Source organism: Methylomonas albis (assembly GCF_014850955.1).
Taxonomy (GTDB): Bacteria; Pseudomonadota; Gammaproteobacteria; order Methylococcales; family Methylomonadaceae; genus Methylomonas; species Methylomonas albis.
Window position 1 is genome coordinate 5,295,895 of the sequence record NZ_JACXSS010000001.1, and the last position, 15,410, is coordinate 5,311,304.

Annotated in this window: 8 protein-coding genes and 1 pseudogene; 4 read left to right on the forward strand and 5 right to left on the reverse strand. The window is 53.5% G+C overall.

The window, feature by feature from the left end; all coding sequences use genetic code 11:
• Position 1 precedes the first annotated feature (1 nt).
• Together EBA_RS23985 and EBA_RS23990 are read left to right on the forward strand one after the other, a co-directional pair.
• The gene (locus tag EBA_RS23985; RefSeq protein WP_192377060.1) at positions 2-9,811 is read left to right on the forward strand and encodes an Ig-like domain-containing protein; all 9,810 of its coding nucleotides are present in this window, start codon (positions 2-4) and stop codon (positions 9,809-9,811) included.
• Entirely contained in the window at positions 9,801-10,265 is a 465-nt protein-coding gene (locus EBA_RS23990) for a hypothetical protein (RefSeq protein WP_192377061.1), read from the forward strand. Before EBA_RS23985 ends, EBA_RS23990 begins: the two co-directional genes overlap by 11 nt.
• A gap of 165 nt (positions 10,266-10,430) precedes the next feature.
• Here the strand turns inward: EBA_RS23990 and EBA_RS23995 are convergent, their stop codons facing one another.
• The 4 genes from EBA_RS23995 to EBA_RS24010 are packed head-to-tail and all read right to left on the reverse strand — an operon-like array spanning position 10,431 to position 12,064.
• The gene (locus tag EBA_RS23995; RefSeq protein WP_192377062.1) at positions 10,431-10,646 is read right to left on the reverse strand and encodes a hypothetical protein; all 216 of its coding nucleotides are present in this window, start codon (positions 10,644-10,646) and stop codon (positions 10,431-10,433) included.
• Positions 10,647-10,691: 45 nt separating this feature from the next.
• The gene (locus EBA_RS24000; protein WP_192372468.1) at positions 10,692-10,895 is read right to left on the reverse strand and encodes a hypothetical protein; all 204 of its coding nucleotides are present in this window, start codon (positions 10,893-10,895) and stop codon (positions 10,692-10,694) included.
• Complete coding sequence (locus tag EBA_RS24005) at positions 10,892-11,851, reverse strand: DDE-type integrase/transposase/recombinase (RefSeq protein WP_225616422.1); 960 nt, start codon at positions 11,849-11,851, stop codon at positions 10,892-10,894. Before EBA_RS24005 ends, EBA_RS24000 begins: the two co-directional genes overlap by 4 nt.
• 15 nt (positions 11,852-11,866) lie before the next feature.
• Complete coding sequence (locus EBA_RS24010; RefSeq protein WP_225616423.1) at positions 11,867-12,064, reverse strand: transposase; 198 nt, start codon at positions 12,062-12,064, stop codon at positions 11,867-11,869.
• A 268-nt stretch (positions 12,065-12,332) separates the two neighbouring features.
• Between EBA_RS24010 and EBA_RS25040 the strand changes: the two are divergent.
• Both EBA_RS25040 and EBA_RS24025 read left to right on the forward strand, forming a co-directional pair.
• Positions 12,333-13,438: pseudogene (locus tag EBA_RS25040) on the forward strand (IS3 family transposase).
• 261 nt (positions 13,439-13,699) lie between these two features.
• Positions 13,700-14,494: a C40 family peptidase gene (locus tag EBA_RS24025; protein WP_192377066.1), complete on the forward strand. Its 795-nt coding sequence runs from the start codon at positions 13,700-13,702 to the stop codon at positions 14,492-14,494.
• Between the two features lie 121 nt (positions 14,495-14,615).
• On the opposite strand, the gene sodB is transcribed toward EBA_RS24025, so the two are convergent.
• Complete coding sequence (gene sodB / locus EBA_RS24030; protein WP_192377067.1) at positions 14,616-15,197, reverse strand: superoxide dismutase [Fe]; 582 nt, start codon at positions 15,195-15,197, stop codon at positions 14,616-14,618.
• Positions 15,198-15,410: the final 213 nt, after the last annotated feature.

A 15,410-nucleotide genomic window follows, 5' to 3' on the forward strand; every position in this document is an offset into this window, starting at 1 on the left:
GATGAAAACACAGTTCGTTAAAGCCTTTTATACATGGGTGTTGATGTTGGGTCTTGCCATGACCGGAGAGTCGGCATTGGCCAATGTGCTGGATGAAAACTGTATCGTCAATATTCTCAATCGAACCGTGCAGGTCAGCAAGGACGGCGGCTGGTCGATGCCGAACGTGCCCTCGCAAATGGGCCGGGTCAGGGCGCGGGCCACGTGTACCATTCTCGGAGATACATTTTCCGGGGAAAGCGACTACTTCAACGTCGTGCAAAACAGCGTGGTCAACGTCCCGGACATCAAATTCGATAACATTGATCCGATTCCGGTAAGTTTGAAGGTCACCGAGCCTGCCGTCGAGACTTTATCCAGCCAAGGCGCGATTGCGCAGTTGAAAGTCGCCGCTACCTACCGCGACGGTACAGTCAAGGACGTGACCGCGTCCGGCAACGGTACCAACTACACCTCCAGTAACCCGGCTATCGTTAGCGTCAATACCGATGGTTTAGTCACGGCAGTATCCAGTGGCAGCGTATTGATTACTGCGCGCAAGGATGAAGTGGTTGCTTTCAAGCGCATCAACGTCGTGACGACCGGCGATGCCGATAACGACGGTCTGCCCGACGATTTTGAAATAGCCAACGGCTTAAACCCGAACGACCCATTGGATGCATTGGAAGATCCGGATAACGATGGTCTGACCACCAAGCAGGAGTATCAGGCTGGTACCAATTTTAAAGTGGCCGATAGCGACGGCGATGGTTTGATCGACGGCGTTGAAGTTTCCGGATCGAAGGGTTACGTTACCGATCCGTTGAAAGCCGACACAGACGGCGATGGCGTTAACGACAATGACGAAATCTTGGCCGGTTATAACCCCACCGATAAGTCCGACGGCGGCGGCCGCAGCTTCGTGGAGCTGGTTATTGCACCCGCTAACCCAACCATGACCTTCAATACGGTCTATAACGAGGCTAATCTGCAAGTCAAGGTTTCCGGTAAGCGTAGCGACGGCAGTTTGGTCGACCTTACTGCCAAATCGAGCGGTACTAGCTACAGCTCTAGTAATCTGAGTGTTGTCAGTTTTGGCGGCAAAGACGGCTTATTGTTTGCCGGCCAGTCCGGTACGGCGAATCTGACGGTGCGCAATAGCGGTTTGGAGAAAACCGTTACCGTCACCATCGGCACTTTCAATCCCACCGCGTTGGCGTCAATTAGTATCCCCGGCTATGCCAATAATGTTGACGTCGCCGGCGATTACGCCTACGTGGCGGCCGGCAGCAAGGGGCTGCAAATCGTCAACGTGTCCAATCGTTCCGCGCCCAGCATCGTCGGCAGTCTGGATACCGCCGGTACCGCAATCGACGTGCGTGTCGTCGGCAATGTGGTTTATTTAGCGGACGGCGATCACGGTTTGCAGGTCATCGACGTCACCGATCCGACCGCTCCGAGCCTTATTGCGTCTTACGAAACGGCCGGCATCGCCCAGGACGTCAAAATCGACAACCAGTTTGCCTACATTGCGGATGGCAATAACGGCCTGGAAATTGTTGACGTTCGTAAACCAAACCAACCTTTATTCGCCGGAGCCTTAAACGGTCTAGGCGAGGCAAAAGGGGTGGACGTGCAGGGTAATAGCGTAGTTGTTGTCGCCGGCAGTTCATTGCACGTGATTGACATCACCGACAAGGCTAATCCGGTCAAAAAAGGAAGCCTTGGTATCGGGCCGGTACAGGACGTTACTTTAAAAGACGGCTACGCTTACGTTGCCGCCTATTCTTCGGGTTGGAAAGTGGTTGACATTCGTGATGCCACGAATCCGGTTGCTGTAGCTGGCAACGCCAATTTCGTTCCCCGCGACATTGAATTGACTGACGGTTTCGCCTTTGCAGCGGAGCAGTTGTTTCCTAATGTGACCGCTTACGTCAACATTGAAGACCCCGAAAATGCGGTGTTCCAGGGTACCATCGACCTGTCGGGCCTCGGCGATTATGCCGGAACCGGTATTGCGTTGGATAGCAATTATGTTTATGTAACCGAGGAATCCTATGTAGTAAGTCAGGACTACGGCTCCAATGGTACGACGCGGTTGTTCATTGCTCAATACCGATTGACCGAAGACAAAGGTGGCGTTGCTCCCACCATAGAAATCACCGAACCGCCGCAAGATACTGTTGTCGTCGAGGGCAAGAAAGTGACGATAACTGCAAACGCCGACGACGATATCGGTGTGAAATCGGTATCGTTCCTGGTCAACGGGCAAGTGGTTTATACCGATACCTCGCGGCCCTATCAGTATCCGGTCACCGTACCCTTCGGCACGGTCGGCAGTACGATTTCCATTACCGCCAGGGCGGCGGATTTTGGCGGAAACCAGGAAACCACGCCGGTTTTAACCTTGACCGTACAAGCCGATACCGACCGTGACGGTTTGAGTGACGAACAGGAAGCTATTTTCGGATCGAACCCCGCGAATCCCGACACGGATGGCGATGGCATTAACGATGGCGACGAAGTCGATATGCATACGAGTCCGATCGATACCGACTCGGATGACGACGGCATCGTTGACGGTGTCGAGTTGCAGAAAGGTACTGACCCTCTGAATCCTGATGTTACGCCGCCGACGGTGAGTTCAACATCTCCAGCCAACGAAACGACAGACATTCCGGAAAATAACCCGATTATTGTTTCCTTTGGCGAAGCCCTGCAGGCCAAATCTATCAATACTGATTCGATTTCTGTTTATAAGGGCTTATTGGAAGGTGCAGCTAAAGTTGCCGGTCGAGTACGCTTGTCAAGTGACGGACTGCAATTGATTTTTACGCCTAGCGATATCCTTGATGATTACACGGAATATAAAGTCGTCGTCGATGGTGTCAGGGATCGCGCCGGCAATCCTATCGCGACGGCTTATACCTTTCATTACAAAACCGGCAACACGGTTGATACAACGCCGCCGACAGTTTTGGGGGTCGATCCGAATTCGAACAGCACCAATGTGCCGGTCAATGTCGTCATCGCAGTCCGCTTCAGCGAGCCGGTACATGCCGACTCGGTTAATGACCAATCCGTAACCGTTTACGACGATGTAACCGGTCAACCGGTGCTTGGCGTAGTAACCCTGAGCGGGGATGGGCAGAGTGCGACTTTCGTGCCGAACCGGGCTTTGGCGGTTGGGCGTCAACACCATATATACATGACCAACGTCATCAAGGATTTGTTTGGTAATCCGTTGAGTTCGGGTTACTACTATTTCACGACGTCCTTCGATAAAGACGCTACCGGACCGAAAATCACCGGTTACAGTGTGGATGCGGTTCAAAGCGGTGTACCGACGAATGCGGTACTGCAAGTGCAATTCGACGAGCCGGTGAGCGGTTTGAGCTTGGGCGGCGTGGAACTGCGTAAGAGTGGCGAAACGATTGCGACGACCCGCGAACTGAGCGGCGACCGCAAAACCCTGTCTTTGAAACTGCAGCAACCGCTATTGGCCAACACCGCTTACAGCCTGCATGTCGAAGGCGTGGAAGACCTGAGCGGCAACGTGTTGGCGGCGCCGGGCGATCGTAGTTTTACGACGGGCGCGGGTGCGGACTTGCAGTCGACCAGTGTGTTGCAGTACAGCCCGGCCAATAACGCCACCGGTGTTGGCTTGAACGCCGGCATCGTGGTCTCGTTTGCCGAGCGGATCAACCCGCTGTCGATCAACGGCGACAGCATCCGGCTGTACGATACCGTCACCGGCCAATACCCGGCGGTGACCAGCGCCATGAGCAGCGACGGCAAGACGCTGACGCTGACGCCGACGGCCGCCTTGGTGGCGAACCGCCAGTACTACGTCTACGTCTCGTACTATGACTATGTGTATGATCAGGGCGGTAACCGGATTAGCTATACCTCTTGGTATTTCAAAACCGGTACGGCCACCGATTTGGAAGCCCCACTGGTCAGCGGCAGCAACCTTGTCGACGGCGCCACCGGCATTGCCGTCAACAGCAAACTGCGTTTCGTACTTGACGAAGCCGTCAGCCCTTACAGTGTGGCAGGCAGTGTGCACCTGCGAGTCAACGGTGTCGATGTGGCCGGCACGGCCGTACTGGGTAGCGACAACCGTACCATTACCTTTACCCCAAGCAGCGCGTTGGCGGTTAATACCGAATACAGCGTAGTGCTGGACGGCCTCTATGATTACATCGGCAACAAATTGGCGCCGGTCACCAGTCACTTCACTACCGCCGCGACTGCTACCGCCGACACAGCGGGCGCCACGGTAACCATCACCCCGGCCAGCGGTGCGAGCGGTATCAGCGTTAACACGCCGATCAGCTTCACCTTTAGCGAAGCGATAGACCCGACTACCTTGGACAGTGGCATTACGGTCAATGCCAGCGGCTATAGCGGCGAGTTGGCGGGCACTTTTGCCCGCAACGGCAATGTCGTGACCTTCAGTCCGCTGTCGCCATTACCCGGCAATACAACGATCTACGTTTACGTCAACGGCGTATTGGATCTAGCCGGCAACAGCAACAGCTACCGGTCTCAATCCTTTACGACCGGTGTTGGCGGGGATACCACCGCGCCGCAACTGTTATCCATCACCCCGAACGACGGTGCGTTGGACGTCTATGGCAACAACCCGATCGTGTTGAGTTTCTCCGAGTCGCTGAACCAAAGCACGGTCAACAGCAACAGCGTGGGCCTGTTCGTCAACGGCAGCATTGTTCGGCCGTCGATCAGCTTCTCCGGCGATAGCCGTACCGTGACGCTGAACTACAACCTGCCGGCCTCTAGTGTGGTGACGGTCTTGTTGACCAACGACATCAAAGACCTGAGTGGCAACCGCTTGGCCGATACCGCGAAAGTTTTTGCGACAACAGCGACCAGCGATACCACGCGGCCCAGCATCGCCACGGCCTTGCCGGGCAATGGCGCCTACAACGTGCTGTCGAAAAACAAAGTCGTGCTGTACAGCAACGAACCGCTGAAAGGCAGCAGCCTGCAAAGTGCCTTGCACGTCTCGCAAAACGGCGTGTTGGTCAACGGCACGGTGCAACTGATCGGCGATGGCCGTACCCTGGTCTACACCCCGGCGCAACCTTGGGTGAAAGAAGCCTATATCGAAGTATTCCTGGACAGCACGGCGCAAGACCAGTCCGGCAATGCCTTGAACAGCTTCCATAGCCAATTCCGGATCGAGGAAGACCCGGCGCAGAAAGCACCGTATGTGGTGAACCTCAACTTCAATTACTACTACTATTACAACAATTACAATCCTAACCTGCCGTTGAACCCGGTCATCGACCTGCAGTTTAACGAAGCGCTGGATCCGAGTACCGTTAACAGTTCGACCTTGGTGCTGCGTGATGGTTACTATGGTAATGAAGTGCCGGTAACGGTCAGCTTGTTGAAAGGCAGTCGCGTGGTCCGTTTACAGCCGACAGACCCATTGACGGCCAACCAGTACTATTATGTTGGTATTCGTAGCGGTTTGAAGGATGCCGGCGGCACGACGACCGAGCAAGCCTCCGACTATAACTGGAGCTTTAGGACCGGTGATGCTGAAGACGGCATTGCACCGAAGGTCACGGCCTTGAGTCCGGCCGATGCAGCGACCAATGTTGGCATCAACAACCGGATCTCGATCCGCTTCGATGAAGCGGTCAGCCCGATCAGCTTCCTGGGCGATGATGTCGATCTGCCGTTGGCACAAGTACCTAATAGTGATGCCCGTTACTACTCGTTGAGCTTTAGTGACAACAACCGGCAAGTGACGTATGTACCGCATGAACCCTGGCCGGCGGATAGCGATGTCACGGTCACGGTGGATCAAGCAGAAGACTATGCCGGCCACTTGGTGACGCCATTGAGCCACACCTTCCATACTGCTAACGGTCCGGATACCACCGCACCGACCATAGAGGAATGGAGTTTTGTCTCTGGTGCCACCAATGTACCGGTCAATGCCATCTTCGAGGTGCGCTTGAGCGAACAGGTCGATCCGGTGTCGGTCAACGACAGTAGTTTCTACCTCTACGACAACGTTAAGGGCCAAAAGGTGGCAGCCAGTCATAGCGTGGGCGCCGATGGCCGAACTCTGACGCTGGTGCCGGATCAGGCCTTGGCGGTGGGACGTAGTTATTACCTTTATGTTTACCCTGTTCAGGACATGAACGGTAATAACGTTTATGGCTATCGCAACTTCACCACGGCGCTGGCGGTCGACAATGCTGCGCCGCAAGTGAGTGGTTACAGTATCGATGCCGATCAAATGGGTGTGCCGACCAACGTGCAGTTGCAAGTGCAATTCGACGAGCCGGTGAGCGGTTTGAGCTTGGGCGGCGTGGAACTGCGTAAGAGTGGCGAAACGATTGCGACGACCCGCGAACTGAGCGGCGACCGCAAAACCCTGTCTTTGAAACTGCAGCAACCGCTATTGGCCAACACCGCTTACAGCCTGCATGTCGAAGGCGTGGAAGACCTGAGCGGCAACGTGTTGGCGGCGCCGGGCGATCGTAGTTTTACGACGGGCGCGGGTGCGGACTTGCAGTCGACCAGTGTGTTGCAGTACAGCCCGGCCAATAACGCCACCGGTGTTGGCTTGAACGCCGGCATCGTGGTCTCGTTTGCCGAGCGGATCAACCCGCTGTCGATCAACGGCGACAGCATCCGGCTGTACGATACCGTCACCGGCCAATACCCGGCGGTGACCAGCGCCATGAGCAGCGACGGCAAGACGCTGACGCTGACGCCGACGGCCGCCTTGGTGGCGAACCGCCAGTACTACGTCTACGTCTCGTACTATGACTATGTGTATGATCAGGGCGGTAACCGGATTAGCTATACCTCTTGGTATTTCAAAACCGGTACGGCCACCGATTTGGAAGCCCCACTGGTCAGCGGCAGCAACCTTGTCGACGGCGCCACCGGCATTGCCGTCAACAGCAAACTGCGTTTCGTACTTGACGAAGCCGTCAGCCCTTACAGTGTGGCAGGCAGTGTGCACCTGCGAGTCAACGGTGTCGATGTGGCCGGCACGGCCGTACTGGGTAGCGACAACCGTACCATTACCTTTACCCCAAGCAGCGCGTTGGCGGTTAATACCGAATACAGCGTAGTGCTGGACGGCCTCTATGATTACATCGGCAACAAATTGGCGCCGGTCACCAGTCACTTCACTACCGCCGCGACTGCTACCGCCGACACAGCGGGCGCCACGGTAACCATCACCCCGGCCAGCGGTGCGAGCGGTATCAGCGTTAACACGCCGATCAGCTTCACCTTTAGCGAAGCGATAGACCCGACTACCTTGGACAGTGGCATTACGGTCAATGCCAGCGGCTATAGCGGCGAGTTGGCGGGCACTTTTGCCCGCAACGGCAATGTCGTGACCTTCAGTCCGCTGTCGCCATTACCCGGCAATACAACGATCTACGTTTACGTCAACGGCGTATTGGATCTAGCCGGCAACAGCAACAGCTACCGGTCTCAATCCTTTACGACCGGTGTTGGCGGGGATACCACCGCGCCGCAACTGTTATCCATCACCCCGAACGACGGTGCGTTGGACGTCTATGGCAACAACCCGATCGTGTTGAGTTTCTCCGAGTCGCTGAACCAAAGCACGGTCAACAGCAACAGCGTGGGCCTGTTCGTCAACGGCAGCATTGTTCGGCCGTCGATCAGCTTCTCCGGCGATAGCCGTACCGTGACGCTGAACTACAACCTGCCGGCCTCTAGTGTGGTGACGGTCTTGTTGACCAACGACATCAAAGACCTGAGTGGCAACCGCTTGGCCGATACCGCGAAAGTTTTTGCGACAACAGCGACCAGCGATACCACGCGGCCCAGCATCGCCACGGCCTTGCCGGGCAATGGCGCCTACAACGTGCTGTCGAAAAACAAAGTCGTGCTGTACAGCAACGAACCGCTGAAAGGCAGCAGCCTGCAAAGTGCCTTGCACGTCTCGCAAAACGGCGTGTTGGTCAACGGCACGGTGCAACTGATCGGCGATGGCCGTACCCTGGTCTACACCCCGGCGCAACCTTGGGTGAAAGAAGCCTATATCGAAGTATTCCTGGACAGCACGGCGCAAGACCAGTCCGGCAATGCCTTGAACAGCTTCCATAGCCAATTCCGGATCGAGGAAGACCCGGCGCAGAAAGCACCGTATGTGGTGAACCTCAACTTCAATTACTACTACTATTACAACAATTACAATCCTAACCTGCCGTTGAACCCGGTCATCGACCTGCAGTTTAACGAAGCGCTGGATCCGAGTACCGTTAACAGTTCGACCTTGGTGCTGCGTGATGGTTACTATGGTAATGAAGTGCCGGTAACGGTCAGCTTGTTGAAAGGCAGTCGCGTGGTCCGTTTACAGCCGACAGACCCATTGACGGCCAACCAGTACTATTATGTTGGTATTCGTAGCGGTTTGAAGGATGCCGGCGGCACGACGACCGAGCAAGCCTCCGACTATAACTGGAGCTTTAGGACCGGTGATGCTGAAGACGGCATTGCACCGAAGGTCACGGCCTTGAGTCCGGCCGATGCAGCGACCAATGTTGGCATCAACAACCGGATCTCGATCCGCTTCGATGAAGCGGTCAGCCCGATCAGCTTCCTGGGCGATGATGTCGATCTGCCGTTGGCACAAGTACCTAATAGTGATGCCCGTTACTACTCGTTGAGCTTTAGTGACAACAACCGGCAAGTGACGTATGTACCGCATGAACCCTGGCCGGCGGATAGCGATGTCACGGTCACGGTGGATCAAGCAGAAGACTATGCCGGCCACTTGGTGACGCCATTGAGCCACACCTTCCATACTGCTAACGGTCCGGATACCACCGCACCGACCATAGAGGAATGGAGTTTTGTCTCTGGTGCCACCAATGTACCGGTCAATGCCATCTTCAAGGTGCGCTTGAGCGAACAGGTCGATCCGGTGTCGGTCAACGACAGTAGTTTCTACCTCTACGACAACGTTACGGGTCAACATGTAGCAGCCAGTCGCAGCGTGGGCGCTGATGGTCGAACCTTGACGCTGGTGCCGGATCAAGCCTTGGCGGTGGGACGTAGTTATTACCTTTATGTTTACCCTGTTCAGGACATGAACGGTAATAACGTTTATGGCTATCGCAACTTCACCACGGCGCTGGCGGTCGACAATGCTGCGCCGCAAGTGAGTGGTTACAGTATCGATGCCGATCAAACGGGTGTGCCGACCAACGTGCAGTTGCAAGTGCAATTCGACGAGCCGGTGAGCGGTTTGAGCTTGGGCGGCGTGGAACTGCGTAAGAGTGGCGAAACGATTGCGACGACCCGCGAACTGAGCGGCGACCGCAAAACCCTGTCTTTGAAACTGCAGCAACCGCTATTGGCCAACACCGCTTACAGCCTGCATGTCGAAGGCGTGGAAGACCTGAGCGGCAACGTGTTGGCGGCGCCGGGCGATCGTAGTTTTACGACGGGCGCGGGTGCGGACTTGCAGGGCAGCAGCCTGCAATCCTACAGTCCGGCGAATGGCGCGAGCGGTGTGGGCTTGAACGCCAGCATGGTCTTAACGTTCGGGGACCGTCTCAATCCGCTGGCGGTGAACAACGATACGATTGCGTTATATGACACGGCGACGGGCCAGCGGCCGAGCGTGAGCTACAGCATCAGCGCGGACGGTAAAACCGTGACGCTGACGCCGAACGCGTTGCTGACGGCCAACCGGCAATATTACGTGTACATCTCGAACTGGGCAACCTTAACCGACCAGGCGGGGAACTCGATTAACTATACCAATTGGTACTTTACCGCCGGTGCTCAATAGTATTCTTAATGTTTTTGATCGTCATGCAATATCAATTGGAGAAAATGAAGTGATTACTTCCAGGTTTCTTGCTCTCTTCCTTGGATTCGCGGTGCTGCAGCTTCAGGGGTGTTCTTCGGAAGAAAGTCAATCGAAAATTAGCAGAAAGGATGCAGTCAGCAAACAAATTGTAAATTCCCCTAAAGATCCTTTGAATTCGGACACCGATACTTTACCCTCATCCGGCACAGTTCATCCAGATGCCGAACCACCATCCAGGAGCGAACTAAGGGTAATGTCGGAAGAGACTAAAGCTACCGAAGAGCAGGCCAAAAGAGTGATCGAGCGGTTCGATGAGAACTTGAATAATCGTGAACAGCGAAAAGTTGCAGAAACTGAATTTAAAAATATGCTGCCAGAATATAAAGCGAAAATGCTGCAACTTGGCAAGGCTCAGCTACAACACGAAAAATGATCTGAATCTGATATGAACAAGTTTTTGTTTATAAAGCCATGTGGCTATGTTGGTAATACGGGTTTTGGAGTTTGCTCGTTCATCACTGAGTAACAGGGATTTTTACAGCCGATGAGCCGTTTAATTCGGAAAATTTCAAGCTAGTTGTCGCCTCAATATAAAATTTTATGCGGCTATTTTGTTGGGATTCACGACCTCCTGGGGCGAGTTGTTTTGGGTTTCGGCATGATCCGGATTTAAGTGCACGGTATGGACTCTGTTCCAGTTCCGGGTGTTTTGGCTCCAGCGCCGAGGGTTTTGGCGGCGGGCGTCTTCATAAAGCGCTTTGCGTTGATTCAACAGCGCCTCGTCCAATCCAGTATGGCGTTGGGCCGGGGTCACGAAACCAATAGCACTATGTCGATGCTCGTGGTTATATCCTGAAGGTCATAAATACCAATGCACTAAATCGGCCACCCATTCACGAGCGACGCTCAGATCGGCCAACGGTTTCAACGGGTATGGCGGCCGATATTTCAAGGTTTTGAACAGCGATTCCGAAAACGGATTGTCGTTACTCACTGCCGGATGACTCAGCGAGGGCATGACGCCGAGCTGTTGCAGTGTGGCCAGTATGGTGGCACCTTTCACTTGTGCCCTGTGGGTATGTGGCTACCGTTATCGGAATGCAGGATGACTTGCCCAGGTTGTAGACCTTCGCGCCCAACAATATCCCGCAACAGCTCGCTGGCGTAGTGGCTGCTTTCTTCTGCAAACACCTGCCTGCCGACGATCTGGCGACTGAAAATATCGAGGAACAGGTAGAGATAGTAGAACTGGCCTTTGATGGCGGTCGGCAGATAGGTAATGTCCCAACTGTAAAGTTGTTTCGGTGCCGTCGCACTTAAGGCTTTGGGCTTGGTGCGAGGCTGGCTAGGGCGTTCACTGCGGCGGTGTTTCAGTTGCCGGGCGACTTTTAGAATGCGATAGATCATCGATTCAGAGCCCAGATAAATGCCCTGATCTGCCAGGCGCGGAACAATCTGGCTGGGTGGGCAATCCGCAAATTCAACGGAATTGACCACGGTCAAAATGTGGGTGCGCTCGGCCTCGGTCAACGCCTGCGGTGGCGTGTATTGCCGCAGCGGTCGCCGGTCTTCGCCCAGGGCTTTACCGGCTTGCCAGCGCTGCAAGGTGCGCGAACTTAAGCCCAACACCGCACAGGCTTGGTCTTGGCGGGCACCGGCCATGGTCGCTTCGGCGACGGATTCAATCAGGTGTTGGCGCGGCTGAAGGGATGTCATTCGACCTCGCCCGCCAACAGCGCCCGGACCTTTTCTAGTGCCCCGTGTGGGTATTTGCAGGATCAGCAAGGCAGCGGCTTCAGCCAGGGCCTTGTCCTTACGGTTGAGTTCGCGTTCCAGGCGTTGATTCTCGGCTTTCAGGCTGCGCAAGGTCAGGCTGTCATCACGTCCTGAAGCAGTGCGGGTAACGGTGCAGAAATCACTTTTCCACTGGATAAGTTGATGGGCAAATACGCCACGCTCCCGACACCAGGCATTCAGCACTTCACCGATCAAACCATGACTTTCCTGAAGGGCCAGCAAGCGTTCTTCGGGGCGTCAATCTTGGGGACGTTTGGCCGGATTGGGTTTTGGAATATCGGTCGGTGCTGTTTGGCTCATCCAGGTTTTTAAGGTATGTATGCTGAGGTTAGATTCGTCGGCAATGTCTTGAATGGTTCGTGTTCCACGATTGTAGACTTTCGCCAGGGCTTGCTCTCTGAACTCGTCAGAATACTGCTTTTTCGGGGTAATCATTTTTTATCTCAAATTTAAAAGGTTATAAAAATTTGAGGCGACAACTATTCTGACGCAGGGGGTCACTGAGTAACAGGGATTTTTTACAGCCGATGAGCCGTTTAATTTGAAAGAGGATGAATAATTTGCAATGCGGAATGTCGGCTATTTGAAGTACTGCAGACATAGCAGACTGAATAAGGTGACTGGCGGCAAAGGGTCGATTGTGATGTGACTACACTAAACCGGACACACTTTTAAAATAACCTGAAAAACGTGTGAAGCCAAAATGAGCAAAGAAAAACCCAGCACCTATTCAGCCGAATTCAGAGCGTCAGCCGTCAAGTTGGCGAATGAATCCGATAAATCGATCAGTCAGGTAGCCCAGGATCTTGGTATTAACGTTAATACCCTGCATACCTGGATAGGCAAATTCAGTCAGCCCAAAGACAGCAATAAAACGGTCCGTACCAACGAACATCTGCACGATGAGCTCAAGCGCTTTAAGAAAGAAATGGCCCGATTGACCGAGGAGCTCGAGTTATTAAAAAAGGCAGCGGCGTACTTTGCCAAGGCACAACGGTCGACTGCAAGGATGCAGGAGGTAGGGCAACTCAGGAGCGGTTGCCGAGAAGTACGCCTGGATAAAACAGCATTCAGAGGAATTTACGGTGGATGTCATGTGCCGGCTTATGAATGTATCCCGAAGCGCCTATTACGAACGGCTGAAGCGCTGCCCTACGGTACGCGCAGCCTCAAGGCCGCCTTGTCCGCTCCGAACCGAACCGTCAGTCGTCGCTTGCTGCGCGAGGCAGCGTTAGTCAGTAAAACCAAGCGCAAATTCAAAGCCACGACGAGTTCGAAGCATCATCAACCGATTGCAGACAATTTGCTGGACCGGCAATTCGCCGTGGAAAGCCCAATCAGGTCTATGCCGGCGACATCACCTATACCGCAACACATGAAGGCTGGCTGTATCTGTCCGTGGTCATAAACCTTTATTCCCGGCAAGTCGTGGGGTGGTCGATGGCTGAACACATGCGGACCAAACTGGTTAACGACGCGCTACTGATGGTGGTTTGGAAGCGCAAGCCCGAGAAAGGCTTGCTATGGCATACTGTCGCTGCAGCAGATAGCCACCGAGCCTTATTGAAGCAACACGGCATCCGGCAAAGCATTAGCCGTAAGGGCAATTGCTGGGATAACGTCGTGTCGGAAAGCTTCTTTCACACCCTGAAAACCGAACTGATTCATCACCAGACTTATCGAACTCGAGTCGAGGCCGGACAAGCCGTGTTCGAATATATCGAAGTGTTTTATAACCGCGAGCGACTTCATTCCGCAATTGGCTACCTGTCGCCCGTTGACTACGAATTGCAGCTCAAAGCTGCTTAGCTGTGTGTCTGGAAAAGTGTTGACACATCAATTGCGACAATTCATCACTTCCAAAATCTGCCATTCAATGGCTGGCGTAAACGTATAGGAATCGGTTGCATAGTTTGCATCGGAATACGTGGCTGAGTGGGTAAAGAATGTGCGGATGTTTACGGCTTTTAATCTCCGCTTAGCGCCAATCTTGCATTGAAAAGCCCGCGAGAGGAAGATAGCGCCCACGTGCGTTTACCAATATCAAAACCAACAATAAGGAAACAGAGCATGAGTGCGACCCCAAAGACCCGTAAACAGAATCCCTGGGAAAAGTTTTTAACTTTTTTCGGTGACATTAAGATTTATCCGCACCCGATGTTCATCGTTTACGATCCTGGCTCTTACCGCATTAAGGGTTCAGACTTGCGTGAGATTCTCGACATACTGCAACCCGGCGATATCTTGCTGCGTGGTTACGACAATTATCTGGACGGAAAATTTATCGGCGGCACCTTTAGCCATGCCGGATTTTATTACGGCGAAGCTACGGACGCCTTGGATAAGCCGCTGGCGCGGGTTGGTCAGCAGGAGGACGGTAAAGACTGGTTTACGCCCGGCAAACAAATGGTGGTGCATTCCATGGCGGAAGGGGTATTCATGGAAGATATTTTGACTTTTACCCGTTGCGACAAGATCGCCATCCTGCGTTTACCGGAACGGGTGGGTAAACAAACCGAGCAGAAAGTACAGGTTGTCAGCACAGAGACGCCTGATTTCAGCCCGGAGGAAGAGCGCATTTATCAAGCTTTAAAAGGCGGCGATACGGTGGCCAATGCAGACGCAATCGCTCAGGCCAAAAGACTGGCGCTAGCGCATTTAGGCTATGCCTACGATTTTGGGTTTGATTTTGAAACCCACAAAAGTTTTAGCTGCACGGAGTTTATCTACTTTATTTACCGTTGCGTTTGCCCGTTTGTGGACGTCAAACTGGTCGAACAAAGCATCCTGTTTTTCAGCAAGAAAGTACTGCGTCCGGACGATTTCTTACGCACGAATTTACAACAGGTTTTGGTAAAAAAATGATCCAGGCAAGACCGGGCGAATGGATGTTTTAGCGGAAAAGCGCGCTGTGCCGGCTGAACTGCGGCAACAGTGAGCGGCGCGGACGGGCCTGTGAGGACGCCGGCCCGCGCCTTTTTAATGCTTAAGCTTCGTAATTGGCGCTGGCGAATTCCCAGTTAACCAATGCCCAGAACGCTTCCAGATATTTAGGACGCAGATTGCGAAAATCAATGTAATAAGCGTGTTCCCAAACGTCGCAAGTCAATAAAGGCGTTTGACCGGCAGTTAAAGGGCAACCGGCATTGCTGGTGCTAACCAGTTCCAAACCGCCTTTATCATTTTTAACCAACCACGCCCAGCCGGAACCAAAAGTGGTAACAGCGGTTTTGGTGAATTCTTCTTTGAATTTCTCGAAAGAACCGAAAGTTCTCTCAATGGCGTTCGCCAAACCACCGGTAGGTTCGCCGCCGCCGTTTGGAGACAGGCTGTTCCAATAAAAGGTGTGGTTCCAGATTTGTGCTGCGTTGTTGAATACGCCGCCAGAAGATTTTTTCACGATTTCTTCCAGAGACAAGCCTTCAAACTCGGTGCCAGGAACCAGATTGTTCAGGTTGGTGACATAAGTTTGGTGATGTTTGCCGTAGTGGAATTCGATCGTTTCTGCGGAAATGTGCGGCGCCAAAGCGTCTTTTGCGTACGGTAATGCAGGTAATTCAAAAGCCATCTTTATTCTCCAGATTGATTGAACAGCAGCAGTGATTAGGTCTGGGCTAACAGCCCAAACCTAATTACCCAGCATTATAATAAAGAATTCCCCTCCACAATAGACTCCGCAGCATCGGCGGCGTCTACACAAGATAAATCAATGCGTTAGAAAGGAAAATAAGTTGGTCTATTGTCAACAGCGCGCTATATGCACGCTCAAGTTGTTTAGCAT